The following is a 20,186-nucleotide window of genomic DNA, read 5'->3' as shown; positions in this document are numbered from 1 at the left end:
TCTGAAACAGTGGGATGAAGTCCTCGGAAAAGATCCGGCCGGGCGCAAAGCGCAGGTCGCAGAGGAGATCGGCTGGATAGAGAGCCGCCGGAGTCAGATGCTTGCCTTATGGGAAAAGTTCGAATCGGGGGAAATACCCGTCAGGATCACCCATAACGATACCAAGATCAGCAATATCCTGTTCGACAGGCAAGGAGAAGTATTATGCGTTATCGATCTGGACACCGTCCTCAGCAGCATGTGCCTGAATGACTATGGCGATGCCATACGCTCCTATACAAATGCCGGAAAGGAAGACGATGAAAACCTTGAAAATGTGTATATGAAGATGGATCTCTTTGAGGGCTATACCAGAGGGTACCTGTCGGAAGCATCGTTCTTCCTGACGCAACCGGAAATTGACAATCTCGCTTTCTCCGCCCTGTATATAACCTTCGAACAGGTACTGCGTTTCCTGATGGATTACATCGATGGGGATAATTATTACAAGGTTAAGTATGAGACGCATAACCTGGTACGAACCCGGGCACAGTATAAACTATTGCTGTCTATGGAGGAAAACTATGATGAGATGCTCTCCGTCATCGGGAGAATTGTCTGCGACATAAAGAGTAAGTAAGGGAAGATAAAAAGGAAAAATCCTCCTATAATAAAACCATTAAAAAATTATAAGAAATGAAGAAGATATTATTTTTATTCCTTGCCGGCTTTATCGCTATGAGCATCAGCCAGCAATCCGAAGCGCAGAATGTGATCAAAACACCGGTTCCTGAACGTCCTGCCGGACAGACCGATGTCCTGGAATTAAGGACCGGTCCCCTGCCAATAGTCCGTGTAGCCTTTATCGGTCTGGGCATGCGCGGCCCGGGTGCAGTGGAACGCATGACACATATAGAGGGTGTGGAAATAATTGCCCTGTGCGATGTGGAGCAAAAAAACACGGAGAAAGTAAACAAAATGCTCGAAAAAAGGGGATTTCCCAAGGCTCAGGAATTCTATGGAGATACTTCCGTATGGCGTAAAGTAACAGCCCTGCCAAATGTAGACCTTATCTATGTAGCTACCGACTGGAAATCCCATGCCACAATAGGCGTACAGGCGATGAAAGAAGGAAAGCATGTGGCGATTGAAGTCCCCTCGGCCATGACAATGGATGAGATATGGGCTTTGGTCAATACCTCGGAACAAACCCGTAAGCACTGTATGCAACTCGAAAACTGCGTCTATGATTTTTTTGAACTGACCACCCTCAACATGGTGCAGCAGGGACTGCTTGGTGAGATTGTACACGGGGAGGGAGCCTATATACACGGGCTTCAGCCATTCTGGAACCAGTACTGGAACAACTGGCGCATGGATTATAACAGGAAGCACAGGGGCGACCTCTACCCTACACATGGATTCGGGCCTGTATGCCAGGCCATGAATATACACCGCGGGGACAAGCTGAATTACCTTGTATCGGTTGATGCAAAGCAGCTATCAAGTGTAAACTTCATAAAGGAGAAGACAGGCGAAGAGGTAAAGGACTTCCGGAACGGTGAACATACCTCAACCCTTATCTCCACGGAAAAAGGCAAGTCCATCCTTATCGAGCACAATGTAAATTCGCCGCGCCCTTATAGCCGTATGTACCAACTGACAGGCACAAAAGGCTTTGCCAATAAGTATCCTGTACAGGGTTATGCCCTGGAAGCCGGTGAAATCGACCCGGCAATTGCCGCCAACCACGAAAACCTGAATGCGCATAGTTTCGTTCCTGATGATGTACGCAAAGCCCTGATGCAGAAATATAAACATCCGATAGCAAAAGACATAGAAGAAAAGGCAAAACAGGTCGGAGGGCATGGCGGCATGGACTTTATCATGGACTACCGCCTGATCTACTGCCTGCAAAAAGGACTGCCGTTGGATATGGATGTTTATGACCTTGCCGAATGGTGCAGCCTGATACCTCTTACCGAAATATCTCTGGATAACAGTAGTTCCCCTGTAGAAATTCCGGATTTTACCCGTGGGGCATGGAATAAGCTGGACGGGCTTAAATTCGCAGAATAAGTTCAATTACATTAGTCGTTTCTCGTGACTCGGCATAATGAAAATAAATTTTGCTTCTGCTCTCGCTACTTAAAACGTTCTTTTTATTCATACACACTACTTTAATTGACCGGCAGATCCGGAGTCTAAAAAGCGGTTCCGGACTGTTGGCTGGTTTAAATTTTTATCCCTGTAAAATACTTTTATCATTAAATAATGTATCTCTCTTTAAGAAGAACAACTTTACTTCTATATATGTACTACCCATTTGTACGCCCACAGAAAAAGGGACGTCAGGATGTATTATGTAATAACCAATAAATTCGTCTATTGTAAATTAAAATCATTCTTCAAAAAATATTATGGAAAAAGGAAATACGGCCAAACGGAATTATATATTGCCGTTGGTGATTATAGCAGTCCTGTTTTATGTGATTGGCTTCGGAGTGGGTATCAGCGGCTTTTTGACCCCGTTCCTCCAGGAAGCGCTGCACCTTGAAGTCTCGCAATCATACCTGGTTACGGCAGCCATATTTTCAGCCTTCGTGCTGTTCGGCTCTCCGGCAGGCCGGATTATCAAAAAGGCCGGGTACAGGAAAAGTATCTTCCTCGCCCTTGTCATTATGGCTCTGGGTATGGCATTGTTCGTACCTTCGGCAAAATTCGAAAGCTTTCCGGTCTTCTTGATAGCCTTGTTTATAAGTGGTATCGGCAATACTTTACTTCAAGCATCGGTCAATCCGTATGTAACCATTGTAGGACCTGCCGAAAGCGCCGCTATGCGCATGTGCCTGATGGGAATCATGAACAAGCTGGCCTGGTGGCTGGGACCGCTTTTCCTGGGACTGTTCCTTAATCTGGAAGATGTACGGCTCGACCAGATATATCTCCCTTTTTACCTGGTGACAGGCATATTGCTCGCCCTGAGTGTTTTTATTTACTTCTCCAAGCTGCCCGAAGTAAAAGCCGAAGGCGAGGATGAAGATATTCAAACAAACAAAACCGGAGAAAGGCAAGGGCACCTATCCCGGTACCCACACTTAATCATGGGTATTGCAGCCCTATTTTTATATGTGGGTGTGGAAACGTTGCCTATGACATCCATCATAGGCTATGCCAAAGCCGCTTTCGGAGGGGACATCGCCAATCCGGAAAAATACGCGTTATATGTTCCGCTGGGTATGTTTGCCGGATATATTAGCGGCGTGATCCTGATACCGAAAATATTGTCGCAGGCCGCGGCCTTGCGGATATTTGCCATTATTGGTATAATAGGTTCGGCTACCCTTATCCTTCTTCCCGCAGATATGGGCATCTACGCCTTTTCGCTTATCGGTTTTGCCAATTCCGTCATGTGGGGCGCTATCTGGCCGCTTTCCATCGCAGGATTGGGTAACTATACAAAAACAGGGTCTTCGTTCCTTGTAATGAGTATTGTGGGAGGTGCCGTTATTCCGTTGCTGTTCGGTTTTATCCTGGATATTATAAAAACCGGTAACCTGCCCACAGTCGAAAATTACCAAAGCGCTTACTGGATATTTATCCCTGCGTACCTGTTTATCCTGTTTTTTGGGTTGTCAGGCTATGCTACCGGTAAGAACAGGGGATAATATATTCTTTGATTCGGGTGACAGTTATGTTAATCATATAAGTAAAAATTTAACAACCTATGCCTGTTCCAGGCTTTAAAAAAAGATGAATACCTACTCTAGCTTTCAAAAGTATCTTCAAAATGAACTGACCGATATACAATCGGCAGGATTGTACAAAAACGAGCGTATAATAGTATCTCCACAGGGGGCATCTATACGTGTAAGCACCGGACAAGAAGTCCTGAATTTCTGTGCCAATAATTATCTTGGATTATCAGACAATAAGGAGCTAATCGATGCCGCTAAAGAGGCTATGGACTCCCGCGGGTTTGGCATGTCTTCGGTAAGGTTTATCTGCGGTACCCAGGATTTACATAAACAGTTGGAAGCAGCTATCGCCAAGTTCTTCGGCATGGAAGATTCGATCTTGTATGCAGCCTGTTTTGATGCTAATGGCGGTGTATTCGAACCGTTGTTGAGCGATCAGGACGCCATTATATCCGATTCATTGAACCATGCCTCCATAATAGATGGCGTACGCCTCTGTAAAGCTGTCCGTTACCGTTATGCAAATGCGGATATGGAAGATTTGGAGAAACAGTTGAAACTGGCACAGTCGCAACGTTTCCGGCTGATAGTGACAGATGGTGTATTCTCTATGGACGGCAATGTGGCCCCGATGGATAAGATATACGAACTGGCACAGAAATACGATGCCATGATAATGATAGACGAATCACATTCAGCGGGCGTAGTCGGTAAAACCGGCCGTGGAACTACCGAATTGTTTAATCTGCGTGGTAAAGTTGAGATCATTACAGGTACATTAGGTAAATCGTTTGGGGGAGCTATCGGCGGATTTACAACAGGTAAGAAGGAAATAATAGACATGCTTCGCCAGCGTTCACGCCCTTATCTGTTCTCAAATTCCTTACCTCCGGCAATCACTGCGGCAGGGATTAAGATGTTCGAGATGATGGAACGCACGAATGAGTTACAGGATAAACTGCATGCCAATACAGACTACTTCGTGGAAAAGATGAAAGCGGCAGGTTTTGACATCAAACCTACGCAATCCTCCATCTGTGCGGTAATGCTGTACGATGCGAAGCTATCACAGGATATGGCCGCCCGGTTATTGGATGAGGGTATTTATGTTACAGGGTTTTATTATCCGGTAGTGCCTAAAGACTTAGCGCGTATCCGTGTGCAAATATCGGCCGGACATGAGAAAGAACATCTCGACAAATGTATAGCAGCATTCACGAAAACAGGTAAAGAACTAGGCGTAATAAGTAAATAATGATTTTTCATGATATGTTTTTCTTTATAACCATTTACGAATTTTTACTCACAAAAAAACAAATAGGTCTGCGACCTTTAAATAAACGATGAAGAACATTCTTATAGTAGGTAGTACGGGTCAGATCGGCTCGGAATTGAGTATCAGGTTGCGCTCGATTTATGGAGACGGTAATGTAATCTGCGGATATTATAAGCCGCCTTATCCCGATGGTTTCTTCGATTGGGGACCGACAGTGGAGATAGATGCAACCGATATAAAGCAAATTGCAGATGTTGTAAAGAAATACAAGATAGATACTATCTACAATCTGGCAGCTATATTGTCTGCAACAGCCGAGAAAAACCCTAAATTGGGTTGGGATGTGGGTGTGGGCAGTCTGATGAATTGCCTTGATGTAGCGAAAGAGTTCAATTGCGCTGTATTCACTCCGAGTTCTATCGGCGCATTCGGCCCTAATACTCCAAAGGATAAAACGCCGCAGGATACTGTTCAGCGCCCGAAAACCGTATATGGGATAACCAAAGTGATGGGGGAACTACTTAGTGATTATTACCATGACCGCTGGGGAGTGGATACACGCTCGGTTCGTTTTCCGGGTATTATATCCAACCTTACCCATCCGGGCGGTGGAACTACCGACTATGCCGTAGAGATATACTATAATGCGGTGAAAGAGGAGAAGTTTATCTGTCCGCTTAAGGCCGGAACTTTTATGGATATGATGTATATGCCCGATGCACTGAACGCAGCTATCAACATAATGGAAGCTGATCCTGATAGGTTAATACATCGCAATTCGTTCAATATTGCCGCTATGAGTTTCGATCCCGAAATGATTTATTCGGCCATAAAGAAGCATTATCCGGATTTTGTAATGGAATATGATGTAGACCCGTTGAAGCAGGCTATTTCGGATTCATGGCCGAATTCGTTGGATGATAGCTGTGCCCGTCAGGAATGGGACTGGAAACCTGAATACGATCTGGAGAAGATGACCGCTGATATGATTAAGGTACTCGGGCAACGGCTGTAATGTGGTTTGAGTGTGATATTGTTAGCTATAATGGCATTTTGATAAAACCGGAACTGTGTTTGTCTATGATGAAAGGATAATCTTATTTTCATAAACTATTGAGGATAGCAACATAATTACTGAAATTAGGGAGCAAATAAAAATTAGACAACAATAATAAATGGGTTATAATTGGAAAAAGAGACTTATAAAAGAGAAAGGCGAGAATAACTTCCCGCCTTAAATGTTTTCACAACGGAATAATCCTTATTGTGATAAGAAAGCTTATCACAACCAGAATCCTTTGCCATTCTCTTTCTGTCATACTGTATTTCAAAGAACTAAGATACAAAATTGAAAGCTTATCACAACCATACAGACGAAGTACACGAAAGGCACTCGTCCGGTTACCGGATCATCACTGTTGCTGATAAGCTTATTTTCGGATACGATTACTTCAGCCTGCAACATTGTGGAATCGGCGCTAACGATAAAAATGGGATATGGATGTGTCTGAAATGCCTGGATGAATCGGATTACCTGAAATGTGCATTCTTCGTGTCAGAAGAGATTGGATGTGTCGGAAGCCATAAAGCCGGCATGTCCTTTTTCAAAGATTGTCGGTTTGTAATCCAGTGCGACCGCCGGGGACATGAGGATCTTGTGACCGAAGCTAATGCAATGGAACTATGTTCCAGACAATTCCTTGAAGATCTCCAACAGGATGGACAGGAGATACTATATAATTGTTTTAAAAGTTTCATTGATTTCATGTTGTTTAGAATGTTCATGTTTCAAATTATCGGTATAGCTTCTCTACCTGAAAATAAAGGTTGAGTGAATCAATGGGTTTGCTACGCCTGAACAGTATAGAGGGGTAATATTCATTCTTGTACTCAAATGTACCGCAGGTCATTACTATACCGAAAACTGTTTGTTTATATATTTCATCAAAACACTCTTTGCAAAGTTCATGACTGTTCATTATTGTTCAATGAAATTTCATTGGAGTTTATTCAAAGATTTCATCAATTCGAGGTTGAATCAGGCAATAAACCTTCTACAATCTATAAAAAGCATGCCAGTTTCAAGTTTCTGTTGGGGTTAGCTATTGATAAAGAGCTAATAAAAAAGAGCCCTTATGATAAATTTAAAATCAAAAAAATTTCTCAAGGAGAGAATATGGATATATTGACGGAAGAAGAACTGCAACTGCTATAGCAAATATACAATAGGGGGAAGTATAATAAATATAAACAAGAAGCTTTAAGATGTTTATTATTTGGATGTTACACTTCTTTATCTTATGCTGAGTTTCAAAAAGTTTTGTATAATGATTTAAAAGTCATTACCTTGAATAAAGAAGAAGTTGGTGAAACGTATTGCCTTTTATCTAATGAAAGGCAGAAGACTAGGATTTTATATAAAATCCCAATTGTCTCTCCAACTGTAAAAATCTCTGTTGGAAATGGAAAATAAAGAATCGTTTCAGAAAATATTTTTTCCTTTAAGCAATAATACAATTAACAGACATTTGAAAGAAATTATCAAAGAAGCGGATATACATAAGAAAATAACACTTCATTGCTTGCGGCATTCGTGGGCTACGACTATTTGCCTGTCGAATGGCGTACCGATAGAAACGATAAGCCGTTTTTTTATTCCACACAGATTTGCTATTTCTTTCAAATAGCAATGCTTTTGAGATTTACCCTTTATTTTCAGTCAGTTAGGAGGGCGTTTATTTTGGCAGGGAACTAGTTGGTAACGGTTCTTTTAACTGATCTCCGCGCAGTTTTACATACACCAAATAACTTGTTCTACAAATATACAAAACAATTTTTATACTCTAATCTCTTTGTCATTTTTATCAAGTAAATCGCTGCAGGCTATTAAGCTCGCTCTCTAACTCTTTTAACAATAAGTTCATCTCTACCTTTTTGTTAAACTGCTGACAGGAAGCAATAGTTTTTTTTAACCTTTCTATTTCCTTTGTCAGGGTAAATAGTTTAGAATTATATGCCGATAAGTCGGCAATATTTTTTATGCTTTTATTTTTCCTAAGGGATAGTTGTTGCAGAGTCCCCTTACATAACATAAAAAACAGCTATTCTCCTAATAAATTAGAACCTTTTGAATTTTCTGACAGATTATCAACTTTAAATAAGGAAATGAAAGAAATTTCTGATAGGATAGAGCAACTATCGGAAATATAAAAACCTTTTGATACAGAGGCTAGTAAATATATGGCTGTAGGAGAGATAAAATCGGAATTTAAATCTTTAATTGATAAGAGAAAGCCTCATATAAAGCTTGATGACAAAAGAATTAATGAATTAACAGAAGAACGACAAAGGTTAATCCAAATTACGAATGAAACTTCTGATGAGGAAATGAAGATGAGGCAGCGTTTAAATGATAGTATACAGAGAAATTATAATCAGGTAAATTCAATGCCAACATACAAAAACTGTAGAACTGATTTTTTTACAGACGAAATGGTTTTGAAATTATGGAGGCCACTCGATTTCTTTCCGATAGATAATGAGGGAAGTAAGTCTAATTATATGTTTATGCATTTATGCTTTTTCTTAGGACTGCATGAACATATGATAAAAGTTGGGCAGATGCATGTTCCTCAATTTTTATTTATTGACCAACCTAGCATCCCTTATTATTCAGATAAGGATAAAGTCTCAAGTGATGATAGAAAAAAGCTACTTGATGCCTTTGGCTTATAAATTCTTTTATGGCATATATTGTAGATGAATTGAAAACTAACTTTCAAATTCTGATGGTTGAACATGCGCCTAAAGATTATTGGGAATCTAACAATAATCTGGAATACTTTATAACAGTAGATGAATTTGAAGTTGGAGATGGTTTAATACCTAAATATGTTTTAGAATATAAAGAAGATGAAAATTAGGATAGGGAATATACAAAATTCAATTATACATTATTCTGGGAATAAGGCTAATGGTGAAGGAGTCAAATTTTCAGATATAGAAACATCCTTAATTGAGGTAGAAAATGAATTTAAAAAAATAATAGATAATACATTCTCTTTTGATGAAATGTACTGTTTTGATTTTGTTTCTAAACTTGAGTTGAATCCTGTATATAATTTTACTTCTGAAATATTTGATAATACAGATTGCTTTATTGCCCAATCACAAAATATTGTTCGATATTTATATGACCAAAGCACTCATTCGAAAATAAAAGGAGGGGAACTTTATGTGATTCTTTTTAAAGATTGTGACTTTGATAATAAAAAAGTCAATGCTTTAGGTCTATTTAAGACAGAGGTCAAAAATACTTTTTTACAAGTACAACCTACTAATAATGGATATAATAAGTTGGATAAGGGTTGTCTCATCTTTAATGATGGAAGAAGTGATGGGTATTTTGTTGCGATTGTTGATAATACTAACAAGCTTGAAGCGAAATATTGGAAAGATGATTTTTTGCATGTAATCCAAAGACAAGATTCATTCTATCAGACAAAAAATGTAGTATCTCTCTGTAAAAAATATTTAGAAGAAGAATTGCTTCAATCATTTGAGGTAACAAAAGTAGAACAAGCGGCTTTATTGAATAAAAGTCTAAATATTCTAAAGGATAATGAATCCATAGATCTTGAAGAATTTGCTCAAGAAGTATTCGTGAAACCTGAAATAATTCAAAGTTTTAATAAGTATAAAAGTAATTATCAAGAGGAAAATAACATTCATATAGAAGATTCTTTTGATATATCAGAACAAGCATTACGTAGAGTTGTAAAAGGTTCTATGAATATTATTAAACTAGATAAGAATTTCGATATAAACATACATGGAGGAGAGCATTTGTTACAAAAAGGATATGATAACGAAAAAAAATGCATTATTATAAACTTTACTTTGTAGAAGAAAAATGATTTATTCAAAGAGATGGCTAATTTATGGAAAATAGAAGGTATCCCTCATAAAGGCTGGGAACTCGAAGATGTTATTGATATACGAGAGGATGGACAGTCTGAGGATGATACAGAATATGAAACTTGCATGATGTGTGGAAATGAAAAAATTAGATATATCCATATTGTGAGCCATCCTGAAGTTGAAGATCTATTTAGAGTAGGATGTGTTTGTGCTGAAAAAATGACAAATGATTATATAACTCCCAAATTACGAGAAAGGCAACTCAGGAATAAAGCTAATAGAAGACGAAATTGGATTGATAAGTCATGGGATATCAGCAAAAATGGTAATTACTATTTAAAACATAAAGGAGAGTATTTCCTCATATTTAGAGATAAAAAAACTCATAAATATAAAGTTAAAGAAGGAGATATATTTTGGAGAAAATCATATAGTAGTATTGAAAAAGCGAAAATTGATATTTTTAACTATTTGGAATCGTTAAATTAAAATAGATGACAAATAAAAATATATGAACATCCCGATAAAAGAGATTATCTTTGTAATATTATTCTATTATATATTATAACTAATTAATGGTAAAGCTTAAAGTTAAAAATTTCGGTTCTATTAAAGAGGGATATAGAGAGAATGATGGGTATATGATTATTCCCGACATTACACTTTTTATTGGAGACCAAGGAACAGGGAAAAGTTCTATAGCTAAGATACTATCCACTTGTAGTTGGATAGAGAAAACCATTTTGAAAGATAGTAACGTATATAGGCAAGAGTCTGATGGAATAAAGGAATTTAAATATACTGATGCACCTGTAAGTGCATACTATTTAAAACACAGTTTGGAATATCAAAATATTCAGAATTATTTTTCTGAAGATACTTTCATTGAATATATAGGAGATTATTATAAAATAATATATTCCGGAGGAGAGACCTCTTTTTACAGTTTACATTGTGAAAAAGAAGAAGTTTCATACATTTTGCCACAAATAATGTATGTTCCAGCCGAACGTAATTTTATCAGTGTTGTAGAAGGTGCAAAAAGCGTAAAGAATTTGCCTTCTCCATTATATACATTTTTGGATGAGTATGAAGATGCCGTTTCCGCATTGGGTGGGCAAAAACAAAAGTTACCTCTGAGCAGCTTTGAATATCAATTTGACAATTCAATTAAGGAGGGCGTAATTTTAGGTACTGATAGTAATTATAAAATCAAATTATCAGAGGCATCCAGTGGCTTACAATCAGCAACTCCTTTGTTTCTGGTTACAGATTATTTATCGAAGTTAATTACGGGAAAATACAATACACTCAGTAAAAAACGCCTGAGCCTTACCGATGATATGTCTAAGGATGAAATGATAAACTTAGTCAGGGAAGCCAAGGCAGATGATTGGCAGGAAAAAATGGAGATTCAAAATATTGAAGATCGTTTTAAAAATAAACGATTCTTAAATATTGTAGAAGAAATGGAACAGAATCTATACCCGAAGTCTCAACAGGGTATTCTTTATGATTTAATACGTTGTGTTAACAGTACTGAGGGAAACAGTCTTATACTTACAACTCACAGTCCTTATGTTATTAATTATTTATCTCTGGCGATTAAGGCGTATGCAATCAAAACAAAAATAAAGCCGAATAGCAATAATAAGATATTATCAGACTTAAATATTATTGTGCCGCAAGAATCAACTATCTCAGGAGATAGGGTTGTAATATACGAATTGGGACAGGACGGAAGAATCACAAAACTACCGACTTAGGGCGATGGCATACCTTCTGACGCAAACTCTCTTAATGAATCATTAAGAACAACTAATGATCTCTTTAACGATTTATTGGAATTGGAGGAAGAAGTATGAATTCCGGTATCAAGATAGATTTCTTTGACAAAAAATATAATCGTGAGGTATGTTCCATTTCTGAATTTGGTATTTGTGATGGAGACAATGAACAAGATCAGCCTTCTTTCCTTTCTCTTAAAGTCGAAAATAAGGAAAATTGGGGAGCTGTTGTTATAAATAGCAAAAGCAAGACTACCCACTTTCTTCCTGTTGATAATAATATTCCAATACTAAATCCATATGGAACCACAAAAAAACGATGTGATGGAATACTTTATATTTTGGAGGAAAAAGAAAAATCAATTTATTTTGTAGAGTTAAAAGAAAGAACAGATAAGCAAAGTAGAACATGGAGAAATGATGGTATCAAGCAATTAATCTCTACTATTAATATTTTTAGTAAAAGCTATAATATACAAGACTATAATCCAAGGAATGCTTATGTTTGTAATAGGAAGAGACCTAATTATGCATATAGCAATATGGAAGAATTAGAAAATTTCAGGAAAACATATCATGTGTCATTATATATACAACACTCTATTGAAATAGAATAGATTCAATTATTATATATTTATTGAATCTATCTCTATGAAACACAAATGTTATTTGATAAAAGAAGCCTCACCTTATATCAGAAGGGAGGATACCTTGGAATTCGTTGAAAAACACCTCTATATATCTATTAATGAAAATTGGGAATACAATCCTAGAATTGAAATAAATTATAGCCAAGAATACATATCTGAGGTTACGGAAGCTAGCCAATATGTGAAAGTAAAACGCATCATTCCCGAAATATTTGATTCATACTATAAAAGTACCATACAAAAGTTAAGTAATTCTTTTTTAGAAAATGGAGAATACTATTATAAATATAATATAAAAAGAAGTCAGTTATATCTTTTTACGGATACTAGACATGTTATACTAGACATTCATAATGATATTGATAACTTTTATTGTCGTATAGTAAGATACTCTGGGATAAGGGGTCGGAATACTGTACGAAAAGAATTTGAAACTTTGCCTGAAGAAGTAATGAAGCAGCTCTTCAATTTGACTATTGAATTGTTATATGATCCTCAGAACTTCAATATCCTGAAAGATGAATATTATAGACAATTGGGTTTATTAATAGAAAAAGAAGAGCCAATTAAAGGTCTTATTTTGAATGCTGATATGGCTTTTGAAGAAGTACGAACACAAATAACTAATAGGATCAAAGCTATTGAGGACAGGATGATTAATTTCGATGATACAAAGGATAATAGAAACGAATTAAGGGGCGAGCTTAAAGGTTTGAAATATAGCCTTAAAGTCCTTGATGGAAATCGATAATACTTATGAATATATCTTCTAAATACTTGCTCTCCATAGATAAATATTGTAATTTTAACGTTGAAAAGTTGATACACAGATATAGACAAGTGTATGAAATTCAGGTGTCAATTTAGTGACAGAATGCCGTCTCTAAATCGTAACCTATAGCGTTTTTTGAAAGATTAAATCCAATGATTTAGAATAAGATAGGTGGTTTTCGGACAGGTCCGTCAACGCCCACTTGAAAATCAAAGACTTACGAGAAATCGTGAGTCTTTTTTCTTTTATATGTACACACAATTTGCACACAACTTTTGAAATCAGAAGAAACGGAAAGAACACTATTTATAACACATCTCAAATAATATAAATTTGTTTTCTTTATTTTTCAGCTCATTATTTTTCTATTGACCATACAGGCCTCTTCTAAGAATAAATAATATCTTTGTTAAATTCTAATTGAAAACACTATGATACCCAACTATCAGGCAATTATGCTTCCCCTATTGAAAACTGTACAAGATGGCAAAGAATACAAACTTAACGATGTCGTTGAGTTATTGGCTGATAAATTTAAACTTACCGAAGAAGAAAAAAAGAACTACTGCCTAGTGGGCAAACCTTTTTATTCGGGAACCGAGTTGGTTGGGCTAGAACTTATTTGAAGAAAGCCGGATTATTAGATTCTCCTAAACGGGGATTTATTTGTATTACTCAACGAGGATTATCCGCACTGAAACAGAGACCAAAAGAAATTAACGTTACATTTTTAAAACAATATCCAGAATTCCTAGAGTTTCAAAATTTAAAACGAGACAATAATACATCTGAAAACATACAGAATCAATCTGAAATATTGAACCAAACTCCAGAGGAAATACTTGAAGATTCATATCAAAATATAAGAAAATCATTAGCTCAAGAACTTCTTGATAGAATCACAAGACTATCTCCTACGTTTTTCGAACGATTAGTTGTTGAATTACTTGTAAAAATGGGATATGGAGGCTCGATAAAAGATGCGGGGAAAGCTATTGGAAAAAGTGGGGATGAAGGAATTGATGGCACTATAAAAGAGGATAAACTCGGTTTAGATATAATATATATCCAAGCAAAGCGATGGCAACAAGGAAATATTGTAGGACGCCCCGAAATACATAAGTTTGTCGGAGCTTTGGCTGGACAAGGAGCAAAAAAAGGCATCTTTATAACGACATCTTCTTTTACAAAAGATGCATTAGAATTTGTACCGAGAAATGAAACTAAGATAGTTCTTATTGATGGATATAAACTTGCTCAGCTTATGATTGATTATAATCTAGGTGTTGCAACTCAGTACGTTTATGAAGTAAAGAAAATTGATAGTGATTATTTCGAGGAATAAAATATTATGCAAACAATAATGAAAACTCCTAAGCAAGCATTAAATCCGGCATATTTAAAACAAAAACCGAACAGAAAAGAAATAGAATTGTTTTAGAAAGAATTTATCTCTTTATTGAACAACATAAACGATTTGGAAAGTGAGGAGTTTCATAAAAATTTAATAACTGATTTTCTCAATTCTGTATATTATAAAGATAACCATTATATTAATACCAAAGGTTATGCTGATTTAGTTATCCATAATGGAAAAGGCACAAAATCACCAGTTGGTGTATTAATAGAGGTAAAGAAACCTACCAACAAAGCAGAAATGATTAGTAACGATAATTTGAACGCTAAATCATTTCAAGAGCTTGTCCTATATTATTTTAGAGAAAGAAGTAAATCCAAAAATTTCGAATTACGTTATTTAATTATCACAAACATCAATGAATGGTTCGTATTTGATGCACAAGATTTCGAAAAATACTTCTATCGGAACAAGCTCCTACAATTCCATTTATGAGCTATCAATATGTTTAATTTTCTAATTGAATATAGATATTAAATTATTTTTTTGTATCTTTAGAACTTGAGCAATCTGGTTTTTATTGTATCTATCTTCTCAATGTTATGCTCCGCGCCGGTTTGCGGATCTTCCCATCGTCAAAATCGATAACAAAATCAACTTTCTTGTTTATGGTATTAATCAGTTACGAGAATGTGTAATGCTTTTGTCGTAACACATTTTTGTAAATAAGATGAAATCATTTTTTATAGGGAATCTGGAAGTTAAACTTCCGGTTATCCAAGGTGGAATGGGGGTAGGCGTATCCTTGTCCGGTTTAGCATCAGCGGTAGCCAATGAAGGAGGGATAGGCGTTATATCGTGTGCCGGTTTGGGACTTATCCATAAAGGCCACGGAAATTTTATTAAGAGCAGTATCTGGGGGCTAAAAGAAGAGTTGCGTTTAGCCAGAGAAAAAACAACCGGTATAATTGGAGTCAATATAATGGTGGCGTTATCCAATTTTGCAGATATGGCACGTACAGCCATTGAAGAAAAAGCGGATGTCATATTTGCCGGAGCAGGACTACCGTTGGATCTGCCATCCTATCGGACTGTGGATAGTAAAACCAAGTTGGTTCCAATCGTTTCTTCCGCCCGGGCCTCAAAAATAATTTGTGAGAAATGGTATAATAATTACGGTTACCTACCTGATGCGATAGTTGTAGAAGGCCCGAAAGCAGGAGGGCATTTAGGATTCAAAAAAGAGCAAATTGATGATAACCTGTATTCTCTGGAACATATAATTCCCGAGGTTATAGAAACAGTCTCATTATATAAAGAAATAAAAACAATATCTGTTATTGCCGCAGGTGGAATATCTTCAGGAGGGGATATATACCGTTTTATCGAAATGGGTGCATCAGCTGTACAGATGGGAACAATATTTGTCACTACAGACGAATGCGATGCTTCAGAAGCCTTCAAGCAGGTCTATCTTACTGCTAAAGAAGACGACTTAATGATAATCAACAGCCCCGTAGGGATGCCCGGGCGTGCTATTAAAGGAGAATTTCTCAAACGTGTTTCCGAAGGATTAGAAGTTCCTAAAAACTGTCCTGTCCATTGTATAAAAACCTGCGACTATACGAAGAGCCCCTATTGTATAATGAAAGCATTATTTAATGCTGCGAAAGGTGATATGAGAAAAGGGTATGCTTTTGCCGGAGTAAATGCGCATCTGGCACAGAAAATAAGCAGTGTAAAAGAAGTTGTATGCAGGCTGAAAGAAGAATTTACCCTGGCGGAAAAAAGACCATTATTTACAATGGGGCTGTCTCATGAATGACACTCTGATTGAAGAAACAATAAGAAGATATATCCGTGAATATGACCGTTATAAGAAACTGACTGATATAGTTTTTAATATATGCCAAAGTATTGTTCAAAAGAATCTGACTGTCAGGGCAACAGTTCAGCACCGGGTAAAAAGTCCGACAAGCCTTGCCGAAAAACTAAGGAAAAGCATAAAATACGAATCAGTAAACAGTGTTTTTGAAGGTATTAGTGACCTTGCCGGCGTTCGTATTATAACTTATCAGGAAGCAGACAGACCCAAAGTTGTAGAGGAAATCCTACGCATTTTCATAGGAAAGGGTAATGATAAAATCAGGATTGAAGTTAAAGATAGAAATGGGAATGATGGTAAATATTATAAAGCGACTCACTGTCAGGTAGCTTTACCTTCCGAATATCTGACAGACAATTTCAATTTAAAAAATACAACATGCGAGATTCAGGTTTGCAGCCTGTTGTCCCATGTATATAATGAGATAGAACATGACTTACAATATAAGCCCCGGAAAGGGAATTTATCAAAAGATGAAAAGATCTTGATCGATCAGTTAGGACTCATAACGAGATCGGGAGATATAACTATTCAACGATTATTGGAAGCTACAAATGAAAGATTGAAACTTCAGGAAGGTGAGTTTGTTGATGTACATGATTTTGCCGTGAGGATGGGAGAACTCCTGAATCTTGGGGAATTATTTGCGAATAATGCGGGGCTGTTATATGATGAGTTTTTAAATCTAAAATTAGATTCTCCTGAGATAATCATTTCAGAACTTCTTGATAAAGATGAAACGCTGATTGGTGTCGCAAAATATGAATATAACAAACTGACGAAGTATATAGCGAGTAAAAATATAAACATAGCAATAGATCAAAATTCTTCTGATTTATTGCTGTTGGTACTACTTAGAAAGAAGGTTGTCACTATACTCAAAGATTATCCGGCTATAACAGAGAATGACCGGTCATCCCGGTTATTCCGGATTGCTAAAATATATAAGGATATGTTCTCTGAGCAATAGGAAGTGACCTTTTATAAACGTAATTCATATTTTAAAGATGAGTTACACATTATTCACTAAAAGCTGCTTTTAACGCAGAAAAGAAACATGACATTTAAAGAATTAAATATTATTGAGCCGGTTTTGAAGGCTCTGAATGAAAAAGGATATACACATCCGACACCGATACAACAGCAGGCTATAGCTCCTGCACTGGATAATCGCGATATACTGGGATTGGCGCAAACCGGTACAGGTAAAACCGCTGCATTTTCACTCCCTATTATACAACAATTGTATTCAAACAAAGTCCATGGTAAAAAGAGGGACATCAGAGCTTTGATTTTAACCCCGACCAGGGAGTTGGCAATACAAATCAATGAGAGTCTGAATGACTATACCTGCTATACAGGTATACGCCATTGCGTGATATATGGAGGCGTGAAACAAAATGCTCAGGTGAGTCAACTGAAAGAAGGAATAGATATATTAGTTGCTACTCCGGGGCGTCTACTTGATTTAATGAATCAAAACATTATCAGCTTAAATTCTATCCGCCATTTTGTGCTGGATGAAGCTGACCGCATGCTGGATATGGGATTCATTCATGATATCAAGCGTTTACTTCCCAAGCTTCCTAAAGAAAAGCAAACACTTTTCTTTTCGGCCACTATGCCTGCGTCCATAGCAGTTCTTTCACGCTCGATCTTGCATAATCCGGTGAAAGTAGAAGTTACTCCTGCATCATCTGTTGTTGATACCATAGACCAGTATATTTATTTTGTAGAAAAACAAGAGAAAAAAGACCTGCTTATAACCTTGTTGAGAAAAGACAGAAAAAAGTCAGCCCTGATATTTTCACGCACCAAGCATGGGGCTGATAAGATAGCACGACTACTTAGCAAATCAGGGATAGGCAGTGCCGCTATTCATGGAAATAAGTCCCAGAACGCAAGGCAACGAGCCTTATCAGATTTTAAATCGCAAAAGATACAGACTCTTATAGCAACGGATATTGCAGCCAGAGGCATTGATATCAGTAATCTGGAATTAGTCATTAATTATGATTTGCCGGACGTTGCCGAAACTTACGTACACCGGATCGGTCGTACGGGAAGAGCCGGGAATACAGGGATGGCCTTGACGTTCTGTGCTCAGGATGAACAAGGCTTGCTCATGAATATTCAGAAACTTACAGGAAAGCGTCTTACTGTATCGAGTCAATAATAAACATTCTCTAAAACCACAATATATGGCAGCAAAACAGAATTCTTCAGCAAACAAGAAAGAAGGTGAAATAACCCGTTCTGAAAGAACTTCGGCCACACAACAAGCTGAGTCAGTGTTGAAAAATGTAAAGGAGCGTGCCGGAGATGTTATCCATGTCGTAATTAGCGACAGGACTACAATTGAACTTCCGGCTCATTTATCACAGGAAGAGATAGATGTCCGTGTGGAGAAATATATAAAATTGCATAAATCGAAGATATAAGTCTGTCCTGAATATTTGCAGGATGAATACGGTCAAGCCAGGAAAACGATGAATTCGTAATTGGTTTGATCTTCCAAATCTTAGAATGACAAGTGAAATAAACATACCCTTTAATCCAAAATAAAGATTTTAAGAATAAATATGGCGAGTACATTTAATAAAAAAGAAATAGAAAAAAAGAAGCAACAAAAAAGAAAAGAGAAACAGCAAAAACGGGAAGATAGAAAAAATAATCCGGCCGATTCTTTTGAGGATATGATTGCCTATGTGGATGAAAACGGAGTTATAACCAGTACTCCTCCCGATCTCACTAATAAACGAAAAATCAAGATCGAAAATATAGCTGTTTCTACACCGAGAAAAGAAGATATGGAAGATCCCATCTTGAATGGACGTGTAGAATATTTTAACCCCGATAAGGGATATGGTTTTATAAAGCATACAGGAAGTACGGATAAATATTTTTTCCATGTAAGTAGTGCTCCTGCTGCCATTACAGAAGGAAATATGGTAACATTCGAATTGGAACGTGGTCAAAAAGGCATGAATTCTGTAAGAATTACTCTTGCCAATAAGGACGGTCAGTAATCAATAATAATTAATTTAAGAAAAAGAATGAACATTTACGTATCGAATCTAAACTTTAGCACAACAAGCGAGAGTTTACAGGAATTATTTACAGCCTATGGCGAAGTAGAATCTACTAAGATTATTACAGACAGAGAAACCGGAAAATCCCGTGGATTCGGCTTTGTTGAAATGCCTAATGATGCAGAAGGTCAAAAAGCTATTAATGAGTTAAACGATGCTGATTATGAAGGCAAGACAATCACTGTAACTATTGCTCGCCCTAAAACAGATAGAGCTAGCGGAGGTTACAACAACCGTGGTGGAAATGGTGGCTACAATGGAAATCGTTACTAATCAAACGAATTGATCTATAATATCAAACGGGTAAGTAATTATACTTACCCGTTTTCTGTACTTGTTTAGAATATAATTGAATGATATCTTCTAGATACTTCATCTTCAAACAGCCCTAAATAAATCAGTATATTACAGTCAAATAAACACTCCAATGAAGATATATGTCAAATATATGGTTAGTCGTCGTTGCATAATGATGGTGAAATCCAATCTTGAGGAAATTGGGATCAAATATTCCAGTGTTCGGAAACTATAGAGAAAATTTCAATTGACCAACAAGAGCAGCTTCGAACAATACTATTGAAATCGGGACTTAAATTGATGGATGATAAAAAGGCAATCCAAATAGAACAGATAAAAACTATAATTATAGAACTGATACATCACGCTAGAGAAGAACTAAAAGTCAATTTTTCTGATTATCTGAGCGAAAAATTAAATAACAACTACACTTATTTAGCCAATTTATTTTCGGAAGCAGAAGGTGTTACTAT

25 protein-coding genes and 1 pseudogene are annotated in these 20,186 nt (G+C 36.9%); 25 read left to right on the top strand and 1 reads right to left on the bottom strand.

The window, feature by feature from the left end:
• The 9 genes from IR083_RS24570 to IR083_RS24960 form a co-directional block, all read left to right on the top strand.
• A partial coding sequence (locus tag IR083_RS24570; RefSeq protein ID WP_242052349.1) for a phosphotransferase occupies positions 1–619 on the top strand: 619 nt, incomplete at its 5' end.
• A 56-nt stretch (positions 620–675) separates the two neighbouring features.
• Positions 676–2,058, top strand: a complete 1,383-nt coding sequence (locus tag IR083_RS03675; RefSeq protein ID WP_194223279.1) for a Gfo/Idh/MocA family protein — start codon at positions 676–678, stop codon at positions 2,056–2,058.
• A gap of 341 nt (positions 2,059–2,399) precedes the next feature.
• Positions 2,400–3,647, top strand: a complete 1,248-nt coding sequence (locus IR083_RS03670) for an MFS transporter (RefSeq protein ID WP_194223278.1) — start codon at positions 2,400–2,402, stop codon at positions 3,645–3,647.
• Between the two features lie 85 nt (positions 3,648–3,732).
• On the top strand, positions 3,733–4,932 hold the full coding sequence (gene kbl / locus IR083_RS03665; protein WP_194223277.1) for a glycine C-acetyltransferase: 1,200 nt from the start codon (positions 3,733–3,735) through the stop codon (positions 4,930–4,932).
• 88 nt (positions 4,933–5,020) lie between these two features.
• Positions 5,021–5,968, top strand: a complete 948-nt coding sequence (locus IR083_RS03660) for an NAD-dependent epimerase/dehydratase family protein (RefSeq protein ID WP_194223276.1) — start codon at positions 5,021–5,023, stop codon at positions 5,966–5,968.
• 333 nt (positions 5,969–6,301) lie between these two features.
• Complete coding sequence (locus IR083_RS24970; RefSeq protein ID WP_194223275.1) at positions 6,302–6,784, top strand: hypothetical protein; 483 nt, start codon at positions 6,302–6,304, stop codon at positions 6,782–6,784.
• Positions 6,785–6,847: 63 nt separating this feature from the next.
• Positions 6,848–7,168, top strand: a complete 321-nt coding sequence (locus tag IR083_RS24965) for a phage integrase SAM-like domain-containing protein (RefSeq protein ID WP_194223274.1) — start codon at positions 6,848–6,850, stop codon at positions 7,166–7,168.
• Positions 7,169–7,300: 132 nt separating this feature from the next.
• A complete protein-coding gene (locus IR083_RS24755) occupies positions 7,301–7,426 on the top strand; it encodes a hypothetical protein (RefSeq protein ID WP_262893150.1) in 126 nt (41 codons plus the stop codon).
• Positions 7,416–7,640 carry a tyrosine-type recombinase/integrase gene (locus tag IR083_RS24960; protein WP_194223273.1) on the top strand — a complete coding sequence of 75 codons (225 nt, stop codon included), beginning with the start codon at positions 7,416–7,418 and terminating at the stop codon, positions 7,638–7,640. The genes IR083_RS24755 and IR083_RS24960 overlap by 11 nt, the downstream gene beginning before the upstream one ends.
• A 177-nt stretch (positions 7,641–7,817) precedes the next feature.
• Here the strand turns inward: IR083_RS24960 and IR083_RS24955 are convergent, their stop codons facing one another.
• Positions 7,818–8,045: a DUF4391 domain-containing protein gene (locus IR083_RS24955; protein WP_194223272.1), complete on the bottom strand. Its 228-nt coding sequence runs from the start codon at positions 8,043–8,045 to the stop codon at positions 7,818–7,820.
• Positions 8,046–8,193: 148 nt separating this feature from the next.
• Here IR083_RS24955 and IR083_RS03635 point away from each other — a divergent pair, with 148 nt between their 5' ends.
• The 16 genes and pseudogenes from IR083_RS03635 to IR083_RS03565 all read left to right on the top strand — a co-directional run bounded on the left by IR083_RS03635 (position 8,194) and on the right by IR083_RS03565 (position 19,689).
• Positions 8,194–8,688, top strand: a complete 495-nt coding sequence (locus IR083_RS03635; RefSeq protein ID WP_194223271.1) for a DUF3732 domain-containing protein — start codon at positions 8,194–8,196, stop codon at positions 8,686–8,688.
• An 8-nt stretch (positions 8,689–8,696) separates the two neighbouring features.
• Positions 8,697–8,876 (top strand): hypothetical protein, encoded by a 180-nt coding sequence (locus tag IR083_RS03630; protein ID WP_194223270.1) that lies wholly within the window; start codon positions 8,697–8,699, stop codon positions 8,874–8,876.
• Positions 8,866–9,858: a nucleoid-associated protein gene (locus IR083_RS03625; protein WP_194223269.1), complete on the top strand. Its 993-nt coding sequence runs from the start codon at positions 8,866–8,868 to the stop codon at positions 9,856–9,858. Before IR083_RS03630 ends, IR083_RS03625 begins: the two co-directional genes overlap by 11 nt.
• A 24-nt stretch (positions 9,859–9,882) precedes the next feature.
• Entirely contained in the window at positions 9,883–10,362 is a 480-nt protein-coding gene (locus IR083_RS03620) for a hypothetical protein (protein ID WP_194223268.1), read from the top strand.
• A gap of 86 nt (positions 10,363–10,448) precedes the next feature.
• Complete coding sequence (locus IR083_RS03615) at positions 10,449–11,639, top strand: ATP-binding protein (protein WP_194223267.1); 1,191 nt, start codon at positions 10,449–10,451, stop codon at positions 11,637–11,639.
• Positions 11,640–11,734: 95 nt separating this feature from the next.
• Positions 11,735–12,277, top strand: coding sequence for a hypothetical protein (locus IR083_RS03610; RefSeq protein WP_194223266.1), 543 nt, complete (start codon positions 11,735–11,737; stop codon positions 12,275–12,277).
• A gap of 34 nt (positions 12,278–12,311) precedes the next feature.
• Positions 12,312–13,061, top strand: a complete 750-nt coding sequence (locus IR083_RS03605) for a hypothetical protein (protein WP_194223265.1) — start codon at positions 12,312–12,314, stop codon at positions 13,059–13,061.
• Positions 13,062–13,513: 452 nt separating this feature from the next.
• Positions 13,514–13,722, top strand: a pseudogene (locus IR083_RS24560) (winged helix-turn-helix domain-containing protein); the annotation flags it as partial.
• 315 nt (positions 13,723–14,037) lie between these two features.
• Entirely contained in the window at positions 14,038–14,427 is a 390-nt protein-coding gene (locus IR083_RS24950; RefSeq protein WP_410492847.1) for a restriction endonuclease, read from the top strand.
• A gap of 132 nt (positions 14,428–14,559) precedes the next feature.
• A complete protein-coding gene (locus tag IR083_RS03595; RefSeq protein WP_194223264.1) occupies positions 14,560–14,934 on the top strand; it encodes a hypothetical protein in 375 nt (124 codons plus the stop codon).
• Positions 14,935–15,169: 235 nt separating this feature from the next.
• Positions 15,170–16,264 carry an NAD(P)H-dependent flavin oxidoreductase gene (locus tag IR083_RS03590; protein WP_194223263.1) on the top strand — a complete coding sequence of 365 codons (1,095 nt, stop codon included), beginning with the start codon at positions 15,170–15,172 and terminating at the stop codon, positions 16,262–16,264.
• A complete protein-coding gene (locus IR083_RS03585) occupies positions 16,257–17,294 on the top strand; it encodes a GTP pyrophosphokinase family protein (protein WP_194223262.1) in 1,038 nt (345 codons plus the stop codon). Before IR083_RS03590 ends, IR083_RS03585 begins: the two co-directional genes overlap by 8 nt.
• 87 nt (positions 17,295–17,381) lie before the next feature.
• On the top strand, positions 17,382–18,500 hold the full coding sequence (locus IR083_RS03580; RefSeq protein ID WP_194223261.1) for a DEAD/DEAH box helicase: 1,119 nt from the start codon (positions 17,382–17,384) through the stop codon (positions 18,498–18,500).
• Positions 18,501–18,525: 25 nt separating this feature from the next.
• A complete protein-coding gene (locus tag IR083_RS03575; protein ID WP_194223260.1) occupies positions 18,526–18,765 on the top strand; it encodes a hypothetical protein in 240 nt (79 codons plus the stop codon).
• A 141-nt stretch (positions 18,766–18,906) separates the two neighbouring features.
• Entirely contained in the window at positions 18,907–19,353 is a 447-nt protein-coding gene (locus IR083_RS03570) for a cold shock domain-containing protein (RefSeq protein WP_199343179.1), read from the top strand.
• A gap of 27 nt (positions 19,354–19,380) precedes the next feature.
• Positions 19,381–19,689, top strand: a complete 309-nt coding sequence (locus IR083_RS03565; RefSeq protein ID WP_194223259.1) for an RNA recognition motif domain-containing protein — start codon at positions 19,381–19,383, stop codon at positions 19,687–19,689.
• The last annotated feature ends 497 nt before the right edge of the window (positions 19,690–20,186 follow it).

The sequence above is a fragment of the Dysgonomonas sp. GY75 genome (assembly GCF_015234155.1).
GTDB lineage: Bacteria > Bacteroidota > Bacteroidia > Bacteroidales > Dysgonomonadaceae > Dysgonomonas > Dysgonomonas gadei.
Note: the sequence above shows the minus strand (reverse complement) of the source record. Positions and strands in the feature narration are given on the sequence as shown.

What these genes read in the sequence shown, in the direction of transcription:
- IR083_RS03675 (WP_194223279.1), top strand. Translation starts at nt 676, where the DNA reads ATGAAGAAGATATTATTTTTATTCCTTGCCGGCTTTATCGCTATGAGC.
- IR083_RS03670 (WP_194223278.1), top strand. Translation starts at nt 2,400, where the DNA reads ATGGAAAAAGGAAATACGGCCAAACGGAATTATATATTGCCGTTGGTG.
- kbl (WP_194223277.1), top strand. Translation starts at nt 3,733, where the DNA reads ATGAATACCTACTCTAGCTTTCAAAAGTATCTTCAAAATGAACTGACC.
- IR083_RS03660 (WP_194223276.1), top strand. Translation starts at nt 5,021, where the DNA reads ATGAAGAACATTCTTATAGTAGGTAGTACGGGTCAGATCGGCTCGGAA.
- IR083_RS24965 (WP_194223274.1), top strand. Translation starts at nt 6,848, where the DNA reads ATGTACCGCAGGTCATTACTATACCGAAAACTGTTTGTTTATATATTT.
- IR083_RS24960 (WP_194223273.1), top strand. Translation starts at nt 7,416, where the DNA reads ATGGAAAATAAAGAATCGTTTCAGAAAATATTTTTTCCTTTAAGCAAT.
- IR083_RS24955 (WP_194223272.1), bottom strand. Translation starts at nt 8,045, where the DNA reads ATGTTATGTAAGGGGACTCTGCAACAACTATCCCTTAGGAAAAATAAA.
- IR083_RS03635 (WP_194223271.1), top strand. Translation starts at nt 8,194, where the DNA reads ATGGCTGTAGGAGAGATAAAATCGGAATTTAAATCTTTAATTGATAAG.
- IR083_RS03630 (WP_194223270.1), top strand. Translation starts at nt 8,697, where the DNA reads ATGGCATATATTGTAGATGAATTGAAAACTAACTTTCAAATTCTGATG.
- IR083_RS03625 (WP_194223269.1), top strand. Translation starts at nt 8,866, where the DNA reads ATGAAAATTAGGATAGGGAATATACAAAATTCAATTATACATTATTCT.
- IR083_RS03620 (WP_194223268.1), top strand. Translation starts at nt 9,883, where the DNA reads ATGGCTAATTTATGGAAAATAGAAGGTATCCCTCATAAAGGCTGGGAA.
- IR083_RS03615 (WP_194223267.1), top strand. Translation starts at nt 10,449, where the DNA reads ATGGTAAAGCTTAAAGTTAAAAATTTCGGTTCTATTAAAGAGGGATAT.
- IR083_RS03610 (WP_194223266.1), top strand. Translation starts at nt 11,735, where the DNA reads ATGAATTCCGGTATCAAGATAGATTTCTTTGACAAAAAATATAATCGT.
- IR083_RS03605 (WP_194223265.1), top strand. Translation starts at nt 12,312, where the DNA reads ATGAAACACAAATGTTATTTGATAAAAGAAGCCTCACCTTATATCAGA.
- IR083_RS24950 (WP_410492847.1), top strand. Translation starts at nt 14,038, where the DNA reads ATGGGATATGGAGGCTCGATAAAAGATGCGGGGAAAGCTATTGGAAAA.
- IR083_RS03590 (WP_194223263.1), top strand. Translation starts at nt 15,170, where the DNA reads ATGAAATCATTTTTTATAGGGAATCTGGAAGTTAAACTTCCGGTTATC.
- IR083_RS03585 (WP_194223262.1), top strand. Translation starts at nt 16,257, where the DNA reads ATGAATGACACTCTGATTGAAGAAACAATAAGAAGATATATCCGTGAA.
- IR083_RS03580 (WP_194223261.1), top strand. Translation starts at nt 17,382, where the DNA reads ATGACATTTAAAGAATTAAATATTATTGAGCCGGTTTTGAAGGCTCTG.
- IR083_RS03575 (WP_194223260.1), top strand. Translation starts at nt 18,526, where the DNA reads ATGGCAGCAAAACAGAATTCTTCAGCAAACAAGAAAGAAGGTGAAATA.
- IR083_RS03570 (WP_199343179.1), top strand. Translation starts at nt 18,907, where the DNA reads ATGGCGAGTACATTTAATAAAAAAGAAATAGAAAAAAAGAAGCAACAA.
- IR083_RS03565 (WP_194223259.1), top strand. Translation starts at nt 19,381, where the DNA reads ATGAACATTTACGTATCGAATCTAAACTTTAGCACAACAAGCGAGAGT.